17 protein-coding genes are annotated in these 19,305 nt (G+C 48.1%); 11 read left to right on the top strand and 6 right to left on the bottom strand.

The annotated features are described in order from the left end of the window. Positions 1 to 8 precede the first annotated feature (8 nt). Positions 9 to 2,396, top strand: a complete 2,388-nt coding sequence (locus C2747_RS08715; protein WP_215331315.1) for a UvrD-helicase domain-containing protein — start codon at positions 9 to 11, stop codon at positions 2,394 to 2,396. Here C2747_RS08715 and C2747_RS08710 read toward each other — a convergent pair. Genes C2747_RS08710 through C2747_RS08700 form a run of 3 tightly spaced genes read right to left on the bottom strand, consistent with a single transcriptional unit; the run spans position 2,393 to position 4,566 of the window. Beyond that, the gene (locus C2747_RS08710; RefSeq protein WP_215331313.1) at positions 2,393 to 3,175 is read right to left on the bottom strand and encodes a BPSS1780 family membrane protein; all 783 of its coding nucleotides are present in this window, start codon (positions 3,173 to 3,175) and stop codon (positions 2,393 to 2,395) included. The genes C2747_RS08715 and C2747_RS08710 overlap by 4 nt on opposite strands. Then, the gene (locus C2747_RS08705) at positions 3,172 to 4,149 is read right to left on the bottom strand and encodes a homoserine kinase (protein WP_215331311.1); all 978 of its coding nucleotides are present in this window, start codon (positions 4,147 to 4,149) and stop codon (positions 3,172 to 3,174) included. The genes C2747_RS08710 and C2747_RS08705 overlap by 4 nt, the downstream gene beginning before the upstream one ends. 9 nt (positions 4,150 to 4,158) lie before the next feature. Further along, entirely contained in the window at positions 4,159 to 4,566 is a 408-nt protein-coding gene (locus C2747_RS08700) for a hypothetical protein (RefSeq protein ID WP_251374745.1), read from the bottom strand. Between the two features lie 81 nt (positions 4,567 to 4,647). Here C2747_RS08700 and polA point away from each other — a divergent pair, with 81 nt between their 5' ends. From polA to C2747_RS08685, 3 genes are read left to right on the top strand one after another with little or no spacing between them, the layout of a single operon-like run. Next, positions 4,648 to 7,473, top strand: a complete 2,826-nt coding sequence (gene polA / locus C2747_RS08695) for a DNA polymerase I (RefSeq protein WP_215331309.1) — start codon at positions 4,648 to 4,650, stop codon at positions 7,471 to 7,473. Positions 7,474 to 7,489: 16 nt separating this feature from the next. After that, positions 7,490 to 8,386 (top strand): dienelactone hydrolase family protein, encoded by an 897-nt coding sequence (locus C2747_RS08690; RefSeq protein WP_215331307.1) that lies wholly within the window; start codon positions 7,490 to 7,492, stop codon positions 8,384 to 8,386. Between the two features lie 5 nt (positions 8,387 to 8,391). Then, positions 8,392 to 9,165, top strand: a complete 774-nt coding sequence (locus C2747_RS08685) for a ZIP family metal transporter (RefSeq protein WP_215331305.1) — start codon at positions 8,392 to 8,394, stop codon at positions 9,163 to 9,165. Here C2747_RS08685 and C2747_RS08680 read toward each other — a convergent pair. Further along, positions 9,162 to 9,992, bottom strand: a complete 831-nt coding sequence (locus tag C2747_RS08680) for a sulfurtransferase (RefSeq protein ID WP_215331303.1) — start codon at positions 9,990 to 9,992, stop codon at positions 9,162 to 9,164. The two genes, C2747_RS08685 and C2747_RS08680, sit on opposite strands and share 4 nt — an antisense overlap. A 38-nt stretch (positions 9,993 to 10,030) precedes the next feature. Next, on the bottom strand, positions 10,031 to 11,137 hold the full coding sequence (locus C2747_RS08675; protein WP_215331301.1) for an aromatic ring-hydroxylating oxygenase subunit alpha: 1,107 nt from the start codon (positions 11,135 to 11,137) through the stop codon (positions 10,031 to 10,033). A 162-nt stretch (positions 11,138 to 11,299) separates the two neighbouring features. On the opposite strand from C2747_RS08675, the gene xseB reads away from it, so the two are divergent. Genes xseB through folE2 form a run of 4 tightly spaced genes read left to right on the top strand, consistent with a single transcriptional unit; the run spans position 11,300 to position 15,232 of the window. Then, positions 11,300 to 11,533, top strand: coding sequence for an exodeoxyribonuclease VII small subunit (gene xseB / locus C2747_RS08670; protein WP_215331299.1), 234 nt, complete (start codon positions 11,300 to 11,302; stop codon positions 11,531 to 11,533). 22 nt (positions 11,534 to 11,555) lie between these two features. Further along, positions 11,556 to 12,458 (top strand): polyprenyl synthetase family protein, encoded by a 903-nt coding sequence (locus tag C2747_RS08665; protein ID WP_215331297.1) that lies wholly within the window; start codon positions 11,556 to 11,558, stop codon positions 12,456 to 12,458. Positions 12,459 to 12,474: 16 nt separating this feature from the next. Further along, on the top strand, positions 12,475 to 14,379 hold the full coding sequence (gene dxs, locus C2747_RS08660; protein WP_215331295.1) for a 1-deoxy-D-xylulose-5-phosphate synthase: 1,905 nt from the start codon (positions 12,475 to 12,477) through the stop codon (positions 14,377 to 14,379). 25 nt (positions 14,380 to 14,404) lie between these two features. Continuing rightward, positions 14,405 to 15,232, top strand: coding sequence for a GTP cyclohydrolase FolE2 (folE2, locus tag C2747_RS08655; protein ID WP_215331293.1), 828 nt, complete (start codon positions 14,405 to 14,407; stop codon positions 15,230 to 15,232). On the opposite strand, the gene tsaD is transcribed toward folE2, so the two are convergent. Continuing rightward, positions 15,225 to 16,298, bottom strand: coding sequence for a tRNA (adenosine(37)-N6)-threonylcarbamoyltransferase complex transferase subunit TsaD (gene tsaD / locus C2747_RS08650; RefSeq protein ID WP_215331291.1), 1,074 nt, complete (start codon positions 16,296 to 16,298; stop codon positions 15,225 to 15,227). The genes folE2 and tsaD overlap by 8 nt on opposite strands. Before the next feature lie 77 nt (positions 16,299 to 16,375). Here tsaD and rpsU point away from each other — a divergent pair, with 77 nt between their 5' ends. From rpsU to dnaG, 3 genes are all read left to right on the top strand, one after another. Then, positions 16,376 to 16,588 (top strand): 30S ribosomal protein S21, encoded by a 213-nt coding sequence (rpsU, locus tag C2747_RS08645; protein ID WP_011903537.1) that lies wholly within the window; start codon positions 16,376 to 16,378, stop codon positions 16,586 to 16,588. 120 nt (positions 16,589 to 16,708) lie between these two features. After that, positions 16,709 to 17,155 (top strand): GatB/YqeY domain-containing protein, encoded by a 447-nt coding sequence (locus C2747_RS08640; RefSeq protein ID WP_215331289.1) that lies wholly within the window; start codon positions 16,709 to 16,711, stop codon positions 17,153 to 17,155. 29 nt (positions 17,156 to 17,184) lie between these two features. Continuing rightward, positions 17,185 to 19,134, top strand: a complete 1,950-nt coding sequence (dnaG, locus tag C2747_RS08635) for a DNA primase (protein WP_215331287.1) — start codon at positions 17,185 to 17,187, stop codon at positions 19,132 to 19,134. Positions 19,135 to 19,305 lie beyond the last annotated feature (171 nt).

Below are 19,305 nucleotides of genomic sequence, written 5' to 3'. Positions count from 1 at the left end.
TTGGGGCGATGTACTCAGACCTACTCGCAAACCTTAATCCAGAACAACGCGAGGCAGTGACCCTCCCGCCGGTAAATGAAAATGGCCAGGCCCAGTCAGCCCTGATTTTGGCTGGCGCTGGCAGTGGAAAAACCCGCGTTCTGACGACCCGTATAGCTTGGTTGATCCAAACGGGCCAGGTTTCGCCGATTGGCGTCCTAGCGGTGACCTTTACTAATAAGGCTGCTAAAGAGATGATGTTGCGTCTCAGTGCCATGTTGCCAATTAACACCCGAGGCATGTGGATTGGTACTTTTCATGGTCTTTGTAACCGTTTATTACGTGCGCATCACAAAGAAGCGGGTTTGCCGTCCACTTTTCAGATTTTGGATACCCAGGATCAGCTTTCCGCCATTAAGCGGCTTTTGAAGGGCTTAAAGGTCGATGATGAGAAATACCCCCCTAAGCAGTTGCAATACTTCATTTCCCATGCCAAAGAGCGTGGCCAGCGCGCCAAAGAGTTATCTGTAGGCGATGACTTCCAGGCCAAGATGGCCCAGTTGTACGAGGCTTATGACGAGCAGTGCCAGCGTGAAGGCGTAGTCGACTTTGCTGAACTCTTGTTACGCAGTTATGAATTGCTCAAACATAACGAGGCTATTCGGACTCACTATCAAGAACGATTCCGTCATATTCTGATTGATGAGTTTCAAGATACCAATGCCTTGCAATACGCTTGGCTCAAATTACTCTCCGGTCATGATGCTAGTCGCGTCAATGTCAGCGGCATGGGAAGTAGTGCAGTGTTTGCGGTAGGTGACGATGATCAAAGTATTTACGCTTTCCGTGGCGCAGACGTTGAGAATATGCGTCTGTATGAAAAGCAATACCACCCGATGATGGTCAAGCTTGAGCAGAACTACCGCTCGCATGGCCACATCTTAGATACAGCCAACTACCTCATCTCTAACAATACAGATCGTCTTGGTAAAAACTTGCGAACTGATGCTGGTCATGGCGAGCCGGTCCGCATCTATGATGCGCCGAGTGATCACGCTGAAGCTGCATGGCTTGTAGATGAAATTAAAGCCCTAGTAAATAGTGGCATTAAGCGTACTGAAATTGCCTTGCTCTATAGAAGTAATGCCCAGTCACGCATTATTGAGCATGCCTTATTTTCTGCGGCGATTCCGTATCGTGTTTATGGTGGATTACGCTTCTTCGAGCGCGCAGAGATTAAACATGCCTTAGCGTATTTACGTCTGCTAGAAAATCCGAATGACGATACCTCCTTCTCGCGCGTAGTGAATTTCCCGACACGCGGTATTGGGGCGAGATCAATTGAGGCCGTGCAAGATGCAGCTCGTGCACAAAATAGTTCTTTGTATTTGGCGGCATCGACATTGGATGGAAAAGCTGGCGCCTCCTTGGGTGGCTTTGTGCGCCTCGTTGATCACATGCGTGAAGCTACTCGTCACAATACATTGCCTGAGACAGTGGAATTCGTGATTCAAAATAGTGGCCTGATTCAGCACTACCTCTCAGAGCGTGAAGGTCAAGACCGCGTAGAAAACTTACAGGAATTAATTAACGCCGCAACCGCATTTATTGCGGAAGAAGGTTATGGTCAGGATGCCACTGCCGCCACATTACCGGGTGAAAATGCACCTGGCGTAGTTGAGGTCTCGCCATTAGCTGCATTTCTCTCGCATGCTTCACTTGAGGCTGGTGATAACCAGGCTCAGGCAGGCCAAGATGCTGTACAGCTGATGACGGTGCACTCTGCTAAAGGCTTGGAGTTCACCTCTGTATTTATTACCGGTTTAGAAGAGGGATTATTCCCACATGAGAACAGTATTAATGAGCAGCATGGTTTGGAAGAAGAGCGACGCTTAATGTATGTGGCAATTACTCGCGCAAAAGAGCGTCTATACCTATCTCATACGCAGTCACGGATGTTGCACGGCCAAGTTCGCTACAACATGCCATCTCGCTTCTTAGAAGAGTTGCCATCGGATTCACTGAAGTGGCTCACTCCCAAAGTGAAGGATGCCCGTTGGGGTGGTACTAGTAATGGAAATGGCGGCCGCTCAGGGTCGACTTGGCAAGATGGCTATACCCGTCAGCGCGAGTTTGGATCGAATGATTTCTTTGACAGCAATAATGAGCGTGAGCGACCTGCAAGGCAAATTGGCCGAGTAGGCTCTGCCTCAACCGCCGTGACTAGAATGGCCTCACCACCACGCGGCAACTACCCATTTACGATTGGGCAAAATGTGTTCCATACCAAGTTTGGTGAAGGGCGTGTTATAGGCCTAGAGGGTAATGATGCTGATGCGCGCGCTCAGGTGAATTTCAAGCGCCATGGTGTGAAATGGCTACAGCTCAGTATTGCTAAGCTGGCTGCGATAGATTAAGCGATTAAAGTAGCCGATTCTTTTTCAGCAAAGCATGCTTTCCAGGTGGCAAAGAAAGAGCAGTGCATCACAGTTAGCCCTGCCATAGAAATAGGGGCGATGATGAATGATGCGGCTTGACCTAAGTCGAGAGCATCAAAGATGGAGCCAATCGTCAAAGGAATGGCGATTAAGATCGCACCCCAAATCGCGAGATATAAAAAGAATGCGCCTCGATTAGTCCAGCAGGCAACGGCGCTGGAAAAGAGTGCTTGCGCTATAGACATATCAGCCCAAGCAACGAGTACGGGAGAAAACCACATCAACATTGCCACTGGCACATAAAGCAGGCCGCCAAAAAAGAGTATCAGGTAAATCTGATTGATGGCTTCTGAAGTAATGGGCTTTTCGTTAGTCATCAGTGGAATGAGCAACTCAAAATCTACCAACATACTTAAGATAAAGCTAAGGGCTAGGATAAGCGCGGCATAGACCAGACCCAATTGGAGAATACGTTTACGAATCAAGGGAGTGGATCGCAGGGCAATCACATATACCGACGGACGAATACGTTCTTTTTGAATTGCCAGGCGACAGGCGGTCATAAAGCCAACCGACAAAGTAGGCGTGAGCAATAAGACAACAAAAATACCAATCACTGGCACAAGAACTGCTAGTTGGGCGGCAAAAACATACATAAATACCAGCATCAAAAAACCCAAAGGATTTTGTTTGAAAAGCCAAATACCTTGACGTATCCAGGTGTAACCCTCTTTTGGGGTGACGGAATTGAGTTTCATATTGCCTTGCGACTTAAGAGAATATTTTCGAAATGACGAGGGTCATGTGGGGTGAGCATTTGTGCATCACGTGGCAAATAAAAATCCCACAGGCGGGAGATCCAAAAACGCAGAGCTGCAGCGCGCACCATGAGCGGCCAACTTGCTTGCTCTTCAGTAGTGAGTGGACGAACAGCCTGATAGGCATCCATCAGCGCTTTGAAGCGATCAGGATCTAAATCTTGTTTATTGTCGGCAAGACACCAGTCATTTGCAGTAACTGCTAAATCAAATAACCACTTATCTGTTCCAGCGAAATAAAAGTCGAAGAAACCACCTAGCTGATCTTGGGAGCTATCGCTTGTGCCTTGAGGGTCAAATAGCACGTTATCTCTAAAGAGATCGCAATGACTTGCTCCCTGCGGAAGTGCTGCATAGGCCTTAGAGGCAAAGAATTGCTCTTGAGCTGTGAGCTCGCTAGTCAGCAGTTCTTGTTGCACATCACTTAAGTGTGGCAAAACTTGCGGAACTGTTTTTTGCCACCAAGAAAGACTGCGAAGATTCTCTTGAGTGCGCTGAAAGTCGCTGCTGGCCAAATGCATTTTGGCTAAATACTCGCCAACCAAGGCGCAATGCTTGGCTTCGGGTGCAAGCCTAGAAAGGCCGGGAAGCTTACTCACAATGGCTGTAGGCTTACCTTTGAGGGTAAATAAAATTTGCCCCTCTTTATTTTCAAGCGGCTTAGGTACGGGAATACTTTTATTCGCCAGGTGGCGCATTAGCTCTAAGTAGTAGGGAAGTTGCTCTGCCGATAGTCTTTCAAAAATAGTCAGAACATATTCTTGTTTCTTGCCATTTTTCTCTGTGTCGAGGAAGAAATTGGAATTCTCAATCCCACCATGAATTCCACGAATATCGATGGCCTGCCCGATGTCAAATTCGCTTGAGATCCAAGCGGAGATATCACTTAGTTCAATGGGGGTGAAGACGGCCATGAGTAAAGATTAAAAAGGAACTCTGATACTCGGTACACTGATCAGGTCAGTTTCTTTTGGTACGCCAGGCATGACTGTGGTCGGAGGGGCCATTTCGTAGTTGGTATAACGCGTCTTCACATCAACCTGAGTAGGTGAGTTGGCATCCTTGTATTCAGTAATTTCAGTGCCAGTAGCTTCTTTGTGCTGAAAGCTCGGTTTGCGACCTTCGGGCGTATTAGTTACCTGAGAAGCGCTCACCGGAGGGGCCAAGGGCTGGCTATTAATGCGCTGCAGCTCGGAGGGGCTCAGCGCTTGAGAATTATTCTGGGCGTGCGCTGAATGTAGGCCAAAAGTGGCAAAAGCCACTAAAAAGCTTGTCAGAACAAGGGTTTGGCTTAAAGAAGCGTGGAGTAAATTAGTTAGAGCGTGCATCATTTTTCACCTTTTTAGACCTCTTTTCAGGAGGATTTGATCCTGATCTGTAGGCAGTTAGCAACTAGATTGTACGATTGCGGTATGACTAAACATAGACTCTTGTTGGTAGACGGCTCTAGCTACCTCTATCGCGCCTTTCATGCCATGCCAGACCTCAGAAATGGGGCAGGCGACCCAACGGGAGCAATCTACGGGATGGTAAATATGATGCGCCGAGCTCGCTCGGAACTCAAGGCTGACCACATTGCCTGTGTTTTTGACGCCAAAGGTAAGACTTTTCGGGACGAAATGTATCCTGAGTACAAAGCGCACCGCTCCCCCATGCCCGAAGATTTGGTGAAGCAGATTGAGCCAATCCATGCCATGGTGAAAGCTTTGGGCTGGCCAGTATTAATGGTGTCTGGGGTTGAAGCCGATGATGTGATTGCCACCTTAGCAACCCAAGCAACCCAAGCTGGCTGGGAAACGATTATTTCTACTGGCGATAAAGATTTGGCTCAGTTAGTGAATACCTCTGTCACCTTAATTAATACGATGACCAATGAGAAGTTGGATATCAATGGCGTCATTGAAAAATTCGGCGTACCTCCAGAGCGTATCGTAGATTATCTTTCCATCATTGGCGATACGGTTGATAACGTACCGGGTGTTCCTAAAGCCGGCCCTAAAACGGCAAACAAATGGCTGGCTGAGTTTGGTGACTTGGATAACTTGATGGCAAACGCCTACCAAGTAAAGGGTGTTGTTGGCGAGAACTTAAGAAATACTTTGGAGTGGCTGCCACAAGCCCGGCAACTCATTACCGTCAAAACCGATTGTGATTTATCGCCTCATTTGCCAGGCCTAGATGACCTGCATGCGAAACCAGAAGATGCACCGCTTTTACGTGAGTTGTTTGAGCGCTACGCATTTAAGACTTGGTTGCGTGATGTCGAAAAGCAACTAGGTGGAGCTGCTACTGATGCCAATAGCGATTTTGATTTGGCTGGTAGCCCCATCAAAAATCCTGCTGAAGAAAATGTGAAAAGCGAGGCCAAGAAATTTGGCCCGACTGCTACAGAAGCGACAACTGCCTTATCGCAAGAAACAACGGATCTGCAAGGTGCGATTGCAAAATACTATGAGTGCGTAGTGGATGAAGTAACACTAGATCGTTGGATTAAAAAAATTGAAGACGCCGCTCTTACGGCGGTGGATACCGAGACTACTGGCTTGGATGCACTGGCTGCCGAGCTTGTCGGTATCTCGCTATGCGTCACTCCTGGAGAGGCTTGTTACATACCGGTAGCGCATCGCAATGGAGAGGCTCAGCTTAGTCGCGAACTGGTTTTGGCGCGTCTGAAGCCCTGGCTAGAAAGCGCTACCTATCTGAAGGTTGGTCAGAACCTCAAGTACGACAGCCATATCTTTGCGAACTACGACATTACTTTACAAGGCATTGCTTTTGACACCATGTTGGAATCTTATGTGCTCGAATCGCATATGCCGCACAACATGGATAACTTAGCTGAGCGACATCTCGGCATGAAGACCGTAAAGTATGAAGAAGTCTGCGGTAAAGGCGTTCATCAGATTGGCTTTGATCAAGTAGATCTGAAGATCGCCACCGACTATGCGGCAGAAGATGCTGACATTACCTTGCGCTTGCATCAAGTGTTATGGCCACAAATTCAGACAAGTCCAGGCCTTCTGTACATATATGAAGATATCGAGATGCCAGCAATGCGGGTTCTGGGCATCATGGAACGTAATGGAATTCGGATTGACTCTGCCTTGCTATCTCAGCAAGGTCAAGAGGTTGGAAAACGTCTGCTTGCTCTTGAGGGTGAGATTCACAAGCTAGCTGGGCAGCCATTTAATATTCAGTCCCCTAAGCAGATCGCAGAGATTTTATTTGGGCAGTTAGAACTCCCCGTAATTAAGAAGACGCCATCGGGCGCGCCATCGACTGATGAGGAAGTATTACAGAAGTTGGCAGAAGACTATCCCTTGCCTGCGCGTATTTTGGACTACCGCAGTCTTGCTAAATTGATGTCAACCTATATCGAGAAACTCCCGCGCATGGCTGATCCTAAAACAGGACGAGTACATACGAGTTTTTCTCAGGCGACTGCGGTGACAGGGCGCTTGGCTTCAAGCGATCCGAACTTGCAAAATATTCCTGTGCGCACGGAAGAGGGTCGTCGCATTCGGGAAGCGTTTATTCCGGCAGAGGGTTGTAAGTTGCTTTCGGCCGACTATTCACAAATTGAATTACGCATCATGGCGCATATTGCAGAGGATGAAAATCTACTAGCTGCATTCGCTGCTGGTAAAGACGTGCACCAAGCTACAGCTGCCGAGATTTTTGGTGTGCCGCTCGAGAGCGTTAATTCAGAACAGCGTCGCTATGCCAAGGTCATTAACTTTGGCTTAATTTATGGCATGAGCGCCTTTGGCCTGGCCGGTAATTTGGGTATTGAGCGCTCAGCAGCCCAAAACTATATTGCTAAATACTTTGATCGTTATCCAGGGGTTGCTCAGTATATGGAGCGCACTCGCTTGGAGGCCAGGGAGAATGGTTATGTTGAGACGGTCTTTGGTAGGCGTCTATGGCTCCCAGAAATTAAGAGTAGCGGCCCTCGCCGCCAAGGTGCAGAGCGGGCTGCAATTAATGCGCCAATGCAGGGAACGGCAGCCGACTTGATTAAATTGGCTATGATTGCGGTCGAAAACTGGTTAGAAAAAGAGCAGCTCAAGACTCGCATGTTGCTCCAGGTTCACGATGAGCTGGTATTTGACGTGCCGCTGGACGAGCTGGAGCTTTTGCAAGCAAAACTGCCTGATTTGATGTGTAAGGTAGCTGAGCTAAAGGTTCCGCTGGTAGTGGGCATTGGGATTGGCGATAATTGGGAAGAAGCGCACTAAATTAGGAAGCTAAGAGATGACAACTAAAAAAGATCAGGATTCAAAAATGGTGTCTAGCGATAGAAGAGGTTTTATGAAGGCCTCCGCTATTACCGCAACCACTATGGGGATTGGTTTTGTAGCCGCTTCTGAGCCAGTCATGGCCGCAGCGATCGAAACGGATTTCGCTGGCATTAAAGCGGGTGAGCAAATGATTCCAGTGGGCAGCTTTCAGCTACCTGCTTATGTTTCTCGTCCTGATAAGGTCAAAGGCAGTTTGCCGATTGTGATTGTTGCCAGCGAAATCTTCGGTGTGCACGAATACATTGCCGATATCACTAGACGTTTTGCTAAATTAGGTTACCTGGCCATTGCCCCAGAATTCTTTACGCGCGCTGGCGATCCGAACACTTACGGCACTATTGCCGAGATTCAAAAAAATATCGTTGCCCCAACGGGGGATGCTCAAGTTCTTAATGACTTACAGGCTTCCTTAGTATGGGCTGGCAAGAATGGCGGCAACTTGAAAAAAGTAGGCGTTACTGGATTTTGCTGGGGTGGTCGCATTACTTGGCTATCGGCCACACTGCCTCAAGTTAAGGCTGGTGTAGCCTGGTATGGTCGTGTCATTGGTGAGAAAACGGAAGGCAATCCACGCCACCCAGTGGATATTGCTGCTGATCTCAAGGCACCAGTGCTGGGTTTGTATGGTGGTGCTGATACTGGCATCTCCCTAGAGAGTGTTGAGCAAATGCGTGAAGCACTTGCCAAAGCAGCTCCCAAAAATCCAGCAGCCAAAGCATCTCGTTTTGAAATCTATCCTGATGCACCGCATGCCTTCCATGCGGACTATCGTGCTACCTATCGCGAAGGTCCTGCAAAAGATGGTTGGGAAAAATGCATTGCCTGGTTTAAACAAAACGGGGTTGCCTAATTCCCATGTCAGTACTGCAAAGCATTTTGTTGGTAACAGCGCTAGCGGGAACTACTAGCGTTCTCGTTGCCGCGAGTTTTTCTTTGTCTTTGCTATCAAAGATGGTCAATAGCATGGTGAGTGTGTCAGTTGGTATTTTGCTGGCCACCGCCTTGCTACATTCATTGCCCGAAGCCTTTACGATGCCGGGCGTGAACCCTCAGCTCTTATTTGCTACCTTGCTGGCAGGGCTCTTAGGCTTTTTCTTGCTCGAGAAAATTTCTTTATTGCGTCATAGCCATCATCACGAAGGGGATGGCCATGATCATCACCATGGTCATGATGCAGAGGTCGCGGGTAGAAGCGGTTGGATGATTCTGGTCGGCGATGGCATACACAATTTTGTGGATGGTGTTTTGATTGCTGCCGCCTTTATGGCGGATTACCAGGTGGGTATCTTTACTGCGATTGCCATCATTGCTCACGAGATTCCGCAAGAGATTGGTGATTTCATCGTATTGCTGAATGCTGGATTTACCCGCACCCGTGCTTTGATGTACAACTTGATTTGTGGCTTGGCTGCGGTATTAGGTGGCGTATTGGCTTACTTCTTTTTGGAGAGGGCTCATGCGGCAATGCCTTACTTATTGGTGATCGCCTCAAGTAGTTTTATTTATATTGCGGTAAGTGATCTGATTCCACAAATGCATCGGCGCCCACATTGGGCTGAGTCTTTACGTCAAACGATTTTGATTGCCGGTGGTGTTGGCTTGGTCATTCTGCTTTCGCTCTTGCATTAAAGTGCCACTGGTCGGCTCGGGTCGGCACACCATTCGCTCCAGCTACCTGCGTACACGCGTGAGCCCTTGAGGCCTGCGACTTCCATAGCTAGTAGGTTATGACAGGCCGTGACTCCAGAACCACATTGATGAATCACTTCAGAAGCTTTGCTTGAGCCCAAAAGATCTACAAAGTCTTTGAAGAGTTGTTCTGGGGTCTTAAAACTTTTTCTGGAGAGATTTTCTCTGAAGCAATAATTAATTGCGTTGGGGATATGTCCACCAACAGGATCTAAGGTTTCGTTTTGACCATGGAAGCGATCATTTGCACGAGCATCAATCACGACATTCGTTTTAGTCTGGAGATTGTGAACAACCTCTTCTACCGTCACTAAGCCAACATAAGACATGGTGGGTACCGGCGTTGTGGTTGGTTTTGCCTCGCGTGGCATTGTGCCGATGGGGCCATTCCAAGCATCTAGGCCGCCATCTAAGACTTGTACATTGGCATGGCCAGTGGCTTTGAGCATCCACCAGAGGCGACTGGCATATACAGAGCCCTGATTGTCGTAGGCAATTACTAAGGTGTTGGAGTCAAAGCCTAGGCGAGATTTGGTTTGGGCCCAAGCTTCTGGGGTGGGAAGTGGGTGACGACCATTTTTGCCTGTCTTTTCACCAGATAAATCATGGTCTAGATCGACATAGAGTGCGCCTGGAATATGGCCCTCTAAATATGACTTGCGACCGGCTAGTGGATCGACTAAATCAAAGCGGCAATCACAGAGCAATACATTCTCACCACTGTTAATAATTTCTTCTAATTGATTTGCAGTAATGAGCGGCGTCATGATGGCTTCCTATAGAGGGCGTGATGGGCGTTACTGAATTATGCGCCTTGATAGTTCATGGCACGACGGTACCATTCATGAAAATGTTGCATGCCATCTTCCATGGGGCTTTGGTATGGGCCCACTTCATTTTGACCGCGGGCTAGCAGGGCAGCGCGACCAGCATCCATGCGCTCCGCAATTTCATCATCTTCAATGCAGGTTTCCATATAGGCTGCACGCTCTGCGTCTACGAATTCGCGTTCAAAGAGAGCGATTTCTTCAGGGTAATAAAACTCCACGACATTGCGTGTTTTATTGGGACTCATCGGGTGTAAGGTGGAAACACATAAAACACCTGGGTACCACTCAACCATCACATTGGGATAGTAGGTAAGCCAGATAGCACCATGGCGTGGTGTCTTGCCTTTGTGATGGCGTAACACTGCTTCATGCCACTTTTGATAAACGGGTGAGCCAGGCTTCTCTAAGTCCTTGTGAATGCCAACTGTCTGCACGCTGTGCCAGTCACCGAATTCCCAGTGCAAGTCTTCGCAAGAAACAAACTTACCTAAGCCTGGATGAAAAGGTACTACGTGATAGTCCTCAAGGTAGACCTCAATAAAAGTCTTCCAGTTGTAATTGCACTCATGAACTTCAACATGATCGAGGATGTAACCCTCAAAGTTGAGATCATCAGCTACGCCAAGCTTGGCTAGATCAGTACGCACATCACGTGGACCTTCAAATAGGAGTCCTTGCCAATTCTGCAAGGGCGATTTACCGAGATTAAGGCAAGGCTTATCTTCAAAATGGGGTGCGCCCATGAGTTGACCGTTTAAATCGTAGGTCCAGCGATGCAAGGGGCAAACAATATTGTCTGCTTTACCTTTGCCATTGAGCATGAGTGCTTGGCGATGACGGCAGACATTGGACAGTAGCTCAACATCCGCCTGGTTTCGAACCAATAAGCGGCCTTCATTCTCGGCTGTCAGAGTTTGGTAGGAGCCCATCTCGGGAACCATGAGTTCGTGACCAACATAGCCTGGGCCCCGCTTAAAAAGCAGTTCAATTTCACGCTGATAGAGATCAACGTCAAAATAGGCCGAAACCGGCAGTTGTAAGTTGGACGGCGCAAGCTGCTGCGCGGTAGCCAGATTAGTCATTCTCCCCACCCCCGAAAACGTCAGCCGAAGCTAAGCGGAATAACCAATCCAACCATCGACGGATCGATATTGGAAAGGAAGGAAGCGATTATACCCATCTAACCCCCGTCTCGCTTTAATATATAGGACTACATCTCTAAGAAATTTGAAGGAAATAAGCCAATGCCAGCGAAGAAATCTGAAGATCAGAAGCCCGGTCTTGAGCTACAAATCGACCCTAATTTGCGTTATGAGCAGGCTGTCAAGGAGCTGGAAAAGCTGATTTCGGATATGGAATCAGGCAAATTCTCTTTGGAGGAGACGCTTTTGGCTTATCAACGTGGTGCAGCACTCCTAAAACATTGCCAGGCCATGCTTGCTCAAGTTGAGCAGCAAGTTCGGGTATTGGAGGCGTAAGCTGCCCTAAGGCTTTACTTTTATGAACAACGCACTTTCATTTGAAGATTGGGTTCGCGCTCACGGGCAGCGAACGGAATTGGCTCTCGATAGATTGCTCGATGCAGCGAATGCTCATCCCGCACGTTTACATGAAGCGATGCGTTATGCCGCTCAAGGTGGCGGCAAGCGCATTCGTCCTTTATTGGTTTACGCCGCTGGTGAGTTAGGCGATGATTTCAGTGAAGAGAAAAATACTGCTTTAGATTCTGCTGCGTTTGCCATTGAATGTATTCATGCCTATTCCTTGGTGCATGATGATTTGCCTTGTATGGATGACGATGATTTACGCCGTGGACGTCCTACCGTGCATAAGGCTTATGACGAGGCGACTGCTTTATTGGTTGGTGATGCATTGCAGACCCGCGCATTTGAGGTTTTAGCAAATACCCAGTGCGATGCTGATACGCGCCTGGCAATGATTAGTGCATTAGCTGGTGCATCGGGTTCGCGTGGCATGGCTGGTGGTCAGGCAATCGATCTTGAGAGCGTGGGAAAAAAACTAGATCTTGCGGGCTTAAAGCAAATGCATGCGATGAAAACAGGGGCTCTACTTTCTTGTTCAGTGCAGATGGGTGGTATTGCTGCCAAGCTAAATTCGACTCAAATGCAGCATCTCAAAAATTACTCTGAAGCTTTAGGCTTGGCCTTTCAAATTGTGGATGATGTTTTGGATGCCACTGCAGATAGTCAAACCTTGGGTAAAACCGCAGGAAAAGACGCAGCCAATGACAAGCCCACCTATGTGACCTTGATGGGTTTAGACTATGCCAAGCAAGCAGCAACCGATTTACAAGAAACGGCGATTGCTAGCTTAGAGAGTTTTGGCGCTAAAGCCCAAGCCCTGAAAGATTTAGCTCTATTAGTGGTTAATAGAGATAAATAAGATTACTAAAGATTTGATGACTTTAAATTCCATTCATTCACCTGCAGACCTAAAAAAACTCTCTCGCGAGCAGCTTCCTGCGCTTGCAGATGAATTACGTCAATTTGTGTTGGATTCGGTATCCAAAACGGGCGGACATCTTTCTTCTAACTTAGGTACGGTCGAGTTATCCATTGCCTTGCACTATGTATTTGATACCCCGCAGGACCGAATTGTGTGGGATGTGGGCCACCAAAGTTATCCGCACAAAATCTTAACTGGTCGTCGTGAGCGTATGAGTAGCTTGCGCCAGTTAGATGGTTTGTCAGGCTTTCCACGTCGCGCTGAAAGTGAATACGATGCCTTTGGTACCGGCCACTCTTCAACGAGTATTTCTGCAGCGATGGGTATGGCTCGCGCTTTCCAAACCAAGGGCGAGAAGCAAGTCGCTGTTGCAGTGATTGGCGATAGCGCCATGACTGGCGGTATGGCATTTGAAGCTATGAACAATGCGGGCGTGTATGAGGACCTACCATTAGTGGTCATTCTGAATGACAACGATATGTCGATCTCGCCAGCAGTAGGTGCACTCAATCGGCACCTTGCTAGATTATTGAGCGGCAATATTTACTCTGCAACAAAGAAGGGTATCGATAGCGTTTTATCTATTGCGCCGCCTTTGCGTGAGTTTGCAAAACGCTTAGAGGATCATGCTAAGGGCATGGTCTCGCCATCCACTATTTTTGAAGAGTTTGGTTTTAACTACTTCGGCCCAATCGATGGTCATGATTTAGATGCCCTCATTCCGATGTTGCAAAATGTTCGCCGCTTGGCGCTTGAGGGGCGCGGTCCCCAGTTCTTGCATGTAGTCACTCGCAAAGGTCAGGGCTATGAGTTGGCTGAAGTTGACCCAGTGCTGTATCACGGCCCCAGTAAGTTCAATCCGGAAGAGGGTGTTAAGAAGTCTGTTACCTCTTCTCCAAAAACCTTCACTCAAGTATTTGGTGAGTGGTTGTGTGATATGGCGCAAGCCGATCCATTGCTAGTGGGTATTACACCCGCAATGCGTGAAGGCTCTGGCCTGGTAGAGTTTGAAAAGAATTTTCCTCAGCGTTATTACGATGTCGGTATTGCTGAGCAGCATGCAGTGACTTTTGCTGCTGGTATGGCATGTGAAGGTATGAAGCCAGTAGTGGCGATTTACTCAACATTCCTGCAGCGCGCCTACGATCAACTCATTCATGATGTCGCGATTCAGGATCTGCCGGTCTTATTTGCTTTGGATCGTGCTGGCTTAGTGGGTGCAGACGGCGCAACCCATGCTGGTGCTTACGACATTCCATACTTGCGTTGCATTCCGAATATGTTGGTCTTGACGCCGGCAGATGAAGCGGAGTGCCGTGATTTATTGACGACCGCATTTCATCAGCCGCACCCTAGTGCAGTGCGCTATCCGCGTGGCGCCGGTGTTGGAACCATTCCTTCTCAAGAGTTACGTACTGTGCCATTGGGTAAAGGTGAAGTGCGTCGTCAGTCGAGCGCGCCTGCGGGTCAGCGCATAGCAATATTGGCTTTCGGAACCTTGCTCTATCCGGCACTTGAAGTGGCTGAACAAATAGATGCTTCAGTTGCCAATATGCGTTTTGTTAAACCATTGGATTTGGAGCTGCTCAAATCCTTGGCGCAAGATCATGATTATTTTGTGACAATTGAGGATGGTGCGATTCAGGGTGGCGCAGGTAGTGCGTGCTTGGAGGCACTCTCTGCAATGGGGATAAACAAACCCCTTTTGCAATTAGGTCTTCCTGATGCATTCGTCGAGCATGGCGATTACAAACTCCTGATGAGTCAGTGTGGCTTGGACATTGCGGGGATTGCAAAGGCTATTTCCCTACGTTTTCCGGCTAAAATTGCTGCAAATCCTGCGGCTGTAGGCAAATAAGTCATTTTTGCCTGAAAATAGAGCCATGAACGACATCAACACCGCCTTCCTCAAAACGCAATCCATGCCAGACATCCAGTCTTCGCATGATGGGCGCGCTTTACCAATTGAGCAGGTGGGGATTCGGGGTTTGCGCCATCCATTGAATATTCGCACTCAGACGGGTGTGATGCCTGCGGTTGGTAATTTTGAAATGGATGTGGCTTTGCCTGCGCATGTGAAGGGCACTCACATGTCTCGCTTTATTGCACTCTTGCAAAAACACAATGAACCTATTGATAGTGCATCTGTAGTTGCTATGGTGCGTGAGATGTTGCCACTGCTTAATGCAAGTGAAGGTCGTATTCAATTTACCTATACACACTTTGTAAAAAAAGCTGCACCCGTATCTGGCGTTGAAAGCTTAATGGATTACGAAGTGACTTGGACTGCAAAGGCAAAGCAAAATCTGTCCGGTGCAATTGATGTTGAGTTAAACCTGCGCGCTGTAGTTCCGGTGATGAGTCTATGCCCTTGCTCTAAAGAGATTTCGGAGTATGGTGCGCATAATCAACGCTCACACGTGACGATGTCAGTAGAGCTTGATTCACAGACTAAGATGACGGTAGAAGATTTGGTTGCAGCCGCTGAGAGCCAAGCCTCCAGCGAGTTGTGGGGTTTGCTCAAGCGCCCTGATGAGAAGTGGGTTACCGAGCGTGCTTATGACAATCCGAAGTTTGTGGAAGACTTAGTGCGCGATGTAGCGGGTCAGCTCAAAGACGATCAGCGTATTTTGTCTTTAGTGGTTGAAGCTGAGAATTTTGAGTCGATTCACAACCACAGCGCCTACGCCAAAATTAGTCTGACTAATTAAGATTATTGCTCGCCAAATCCCAGCGGGGTTTGATATCAAAAGCGCCTGAAGTAGTTGAGCCATTATTTTCTGCCAACATGCGCAGCGCTCCAGCAAATGCAATCATCACACCGTTATCAGTGCATAGATCGACAGGTGGATAGTGCACTTCAAATCGATTCTTTTGAGCGCTCGCATTAAGAGCTGCGCGTAATTGCAAATTGGCACCCACGCCACCTGCCAGCACAACATGTTTGCAGCCAGTTTGCTTAAGCGCCTTCTCTGATTTGCTGACGAGTACTGTGACCAAGGAATCGACAAAGCTTCGTGCGAGATCCGCATGAAAAGTTGCTATCTCATCAGAATCAGTAATGCCTAATGCCTCAAATTTTTTCACCTGGTTTAGAACTGCTGTTTTGAGTCCGGAGAAAGAAAAGTCCAAATCCCCTGAGTGCAGCATTGGCTTGGGCAAATCGAAGCGTCCGGATTGGCCTTTTTCTGCCAATTTGGAGATAGCAGCTCCGCCCGGGTAGTCCAAGCCCAGTAATTTGGCTGTTTTATCAAAGGCTTCGCCAGCGGCATCATCCAAGGTTTCACCCAGAAGTTGGTATTTACCAACCCCGCTCACCAGCATCAGCTGGGTATGTCCGCCCGAGACTAGAAGGGCGATAAAAGGGAATTCTGGTACAGAAACCCCTAAAAGTGGTGAAAGCAGGTGTCCTTCGAGGTGATGCACCCCAATCGAGGGCAAATTCAGACCCTGGGCTAGGGATTTAGCAAAAGCACTCCCCACGAGTAGGGCACCAGCCAATCCGGGGCCCTGGGTATAGGCTACCGCATCAATATCTTTTAATTTGAGCCCAGCCTCATACAAAGTGTCATCCAAAAGGGGTAAAACCCGCCTGATATGGTCTCTAGAGGCCAATTCTGGGACAACGCCCCCATAGTCCCGATGCATGGCAATTTGGGAGTGCAGTGCCTGTCCTAGGATGCCCTGATGGGCTGGGGCGTGGTTTTCCCAGGGGGTGGTGTCGTATACGGCCACCCCGGTCTCGTCACAAGAAGTTTCTATGCCTAAAACAATCATTTTTGTACTTGGTCGTGCTAGAATCGCTTTTCAGTTAATTTATCGATATTTTTCGAGCATATACGAGTTAAACAAGTATGACTACAGTCCGCCTCCGTGAGAACGAACCTTTTGAAGTGGCATTGCGCCGTTTCAAGCGCACCATTGAAAAGAATGGCCTTTTGACCGACTTGCGTGCCCGCGAGTTCTACGAGAAGCCAACGGCTGAACGTAAGCGTAAAAAGGCCGCTGCTGCTAAACGCCATTACAAGCGTATTCGCAGCCAGATGTTGCCTAAAAAGCTTTACTAATCGAATTTAAAAGCTCTCCTCACCGAGAGGCTTTGAAACCCGCTGACGGTGAAACGCAGCGGGTTTTTGCTTTTGAATCGCCAGCAATGTATGAGATATTGAATACCAGAGAAAAATACCATGAGTCTGAAAGATCAAATTACTGAAGATATGAAAAACGCGATGCGTGCAAAAGCAGTGGCACGCCTTGGAACTATTCGTCTTCTATTAGCAGCCATCAAGCAGCGTGAAGTAGATGATCGCATTGTGATGGATGATGCCAGCGTCATCGCTACGATTGAAAAGATGATTAAGCAGCGCAAAGATTCTATTTCTCAATTTGAAAAAGCCAATCGTGATGATTTAGTAGCGATCGAAGCAGCTGAAATGGTCATTCTGCAAGACTACTTACCAGCACAGTTATCTGATGCAGAAGTAGAGGCGGCGGTAGCTGCAGCAGTGGCATCGACTGGTGCTGCTGGCCCACAGGATATGGGTAAAGTGATTGGCGTTCTTAAAGGTCAATTGGCTGGTAAAGCCGATATGGGCAAAGTTTCTGGTTTAGTAAAAGTGGCGCTGGCTAAGTAAGTTAATAAGTTCAGCCTCATCCCATACTGATGGCTCTCATACCCCAATCCTTCATTGCCGATTTACTAAATCGGGTCGACATCGTGGATGTGGTTGGGCAGCACGTGAAGTTAAAAAAAGCAGGTGCGAACTTTCAGGGTTTGTGCCCCTTTCATTCTGAGAAATCCCCTTCATTTTCTGTATCACCTACCAAGCAGTTCTATCACTGCTTTGGTTGCGGGGCGCATGGTTCTGCTATTAGTTTTCTCATGGAGTATTCCGGTCTTGGTTATGTGGATGCCATTGAAGACTTGGCACGTTCCGCAGGATTAGATGTGCCGCGTGAAGAGCGTACTGCGAATGATGTTGCCCGCCAACAGCAGACCATGGCATTAAGTGAAGTGATGAGTTCAGCTGCCGATTGGTATCGCCAACAACTGAAAGTAGCGCCGCGTGCTGTGGAGTACTTGAAGGGGCGCGGTCTCACTGGTGAGATCGCTAAACGGTATTCCCTGGGTTACGCACCTGATGGCTGGCAAGGTCTTGAGGCAGTCTTTGGTACTTATGCCAATGATGAAGTGGCCAAGACTTTGCTTGAGGGTGGCTTACTCATTCAGAGTGAGCAGAGCGACAATAACCAAACCGCAAGACGCTACGATCGCTTTCGTGATCGCATCATGTTTCCGATTCGCAATCCCAAGGGGCAGACCATTGGCTTTGGTGGACGCATTTTGGATCAAGGTGAGCCTAAGTATTTAAATTCACCAGAAACACCTTTGTTCTCTAAAGGCAATACCTTGTATGGCCTGTTCGAGGCTAGACAGGCTATCCGCTCGCAAGAATATGTTTTGGTGTGCGAGGGTTATATGGATGTCGTGGCACTCGCGCAATTGGGTTTTCCTAATGCCGTAGCTACATTAGGTACGGCCTGTACTGCAAACCACGTGCGCATGTTGTTGCGCCAAACTGATCGGATTGTATTTTCCTTTGATGGTGACTCTGCTGGACAGCGTGCGGCGCAACGTGCGCTGGAAGCGTGCCTCCCGTTAATGTCGGATGACAAAGAAATTCGTTTCTTATTTTTACCTACAGAGCACGACCCCGATAGTTATGTCCGAGCCTATGGCGCGCCTGCCTTTGAAAAAGTCATCAAAGAAGCGATGTCGATCTCCAGCTTCTTTTTTAAGATTGCAAGTCAAGACCACGAGCTGACAACGCCTGAAGGAAGGGCGCAAACGCACCATGCAGCAAAGCCGATGTTGCTATCCATGCCGCCAATTGCTCTGCGTACGCAAATCTTGCGTGAGCTCGCCATTCGAACGAATTCAACGCCGGCAGAGTTAGAGTCTTTCTGTGGATTGACGATAGTTCCTGCACCAGTGCAGCAAGGTTCTTACGCAACAACAAATCAACGTGCACCCAACTTTGTTCAAGCCAATAACGGCAACCGGACTCAGGGCGCACCTTGGCAGGCCTCTAAGGGTTCAGCGAAAAGAGCCCCTGTACTCAATATCCCACCTCCACAAGCCCCTACAGATTTAGCTGAGCAGATGTTGCGCGTCTTGATTCAGTTTCCACATTTAGGAAAAGCTTTGGATACTAATAAGAGGGCGCTTGCTTTGCAGGCTTCCGAGTTACGCTCAGAAAAAGCATTAGAGCTCATGAAGGATTTATTGACTCAGTGCGATCAGGTTGAATTGATTCCTAGTGAAAACGGTAAGCCACCAGCAGTAGGCGCCGGCGCATTTGCTTTATTTCAAGAGCAACTATCTCGCAGCGAGCTGGCCCCGCTCTATGAGGTACTAAGAAAGCGGGTCATGGGCTCCGATTTAGAGATTGAAGGAGCGATGGCAGATTTAGATGGAGCCTTTAAAAAGCTGGAGCTTACCCACCTAAAAACAGAAATGACAGAAATCGCCCAAAAGATTGCTGGCAGTACTGCTACAGAGCAAGATCGAGCACGATATCGCGAACTGGGCGAAAGATTGAAATTCTCCTAAGAATTTTCTGATTTCACCCTAGAAAAACCCGAAATTTACCCCATATTTTGAGTGCGGATGGGGGTAAAAAAGTCGTAATCGACTATAATCCTCTATTCCCAGAAAAAAACCGATTTAATTCAGCCACTTGCGCTTTATTTTGAAGAAATTTGGGGCAAGTGGACTAAGTGG

This window comes from Polynucleobacter corsicus, assembly GCF_018688255.1.
Classification (GTDB): Bacteria; Pseudomonadota; Gammaproteobacteria; order Burkholderiales; family Burkholderiaceae; genus Polynucleobacter; species Polynucleobacter corsicus.
The sequence above is the reverse complement of the archived record's forward strand: the minus strand, read 5'-3'. Positions and strand labels throughout refer to the sequence as shown.

Excerpts from the sequence above, each read along its gene's own strand:
- rpsU (WP_011903537.1), top strand. The coding sequence starts at position 16,376 with ATGACTACAGTCCGCCTCCGTGAGAACGAACCTTTTGAAGTGGCATTG.
- C2747_RS08700 (WP_251374745.1), bottom strand. The coding sequence starts at position 4,566 with ATGATGCACGCTCTAACTAATTTACTCCACGCTTCTTTAAGCCAAACC.
- C2747_RS08690 (WP_215331307.1), top strand. The coding sequence starts at position 7,490 with ATGACAACTAAAAAAGATCAGGATTCAAAAATGGTGTCTAGCGATAGA.
- C2747_RS08685 (WP_215331305.1), top strand. The coding sequence starts at position 8,392 with ATGTCAGTACTGCAAAGCATTTTGTTGGTAACAGCGCTAGCGGGAACT.
- C2747_RS08680 (WP_215331303.1), bottom strand. The coding sequence starts at position 9,992 with ATGACGCCGCTCATTACTGCAAATCAATTAGAAGAAATTATTAACAGT.
- C2747_RS08715 (WP_215331315.1), top strand. The coding sequence starts at position 9 with ATGTACTCAGACCTACTCGCAAACCTTAATCCAGAACAACGCGAGGCA.
- C2747_RS08705 (WP_215331311.1), bottom strand. The coding sequence starts at position 4,149 with ATGGCCGTCTTCACCCCCATTGAACTAAGTGATATCTCCGCTTGGATC.
- folE2 (WP_215331293.1), top strand. The coding sequence starts at position 14,405 with ATGAACGACATCAACACCGCCTTCCTCAAAACGCAATCCATGCCAGAC.
- C2747_RS08665 (WP_215331297.1), top strand. The coding sequence starts at position 11,556 with ATGAACAACGCACTTTCATTTGAAGATTGGGTTCGCGCTCACGGGCAG.
- tsaD (WP_215331291.1), bottom strand. The coding sequence starts at position 16,298 with ATGATTGTTTTAGGCATAGAAACTTCTTGTGACGAGACCGGGGTGGCC.
- xseB (WP_215331299.1), top strand. The coding sequence starts at position 11,300 with ATGCCAGCGAAGAAATCTGAAGATCAGAAGCCCGGTCTTGAGCTACAA.
- C2747_RS08640 (WP_215331289.1), top strand. The coding sequence starts at position 16,709 with ATGAGTCTGAAAGATCAAATTACTGAAGATATGAAAAACGCGATGCGT.
- C2747_RS08710 (WP_215331313.1), bottom strand. The coding sequence starts at position 3,175 with ATGAAACTCAATTCCGTCACCCCAAAAGAGGGTTACACCTGGATACGT.
- polA (WP_215331309.1), top strand. The coding sequence starts at position 4,648 with ATGACTAAACATAGACTCTTGTTGGTAGACGGCTCTAGCTACCTCTAT.
- dxs (WP_215331295.1), top strand. The coding sequence starts at position 12,475 with ATGACTTTAAATTCCATTCATTCACCTGCAGACCTAAAAAAACTCTCT.
- dnaG (WP_215331287.1), top strand. The coding sequence starts at position 17,185 with ATGGCTCTCATACCCCAATCCTTCATTGCCGATTTACTAAATCGGGTC.
- C2747_RS08675 (WP_215331301.1), bottom strand. The coding sequence starts at position 11,137 with ATGACTAATCTGGCTACCGCGCAGCAGCTTGCGCCGTCCAACTTACAA.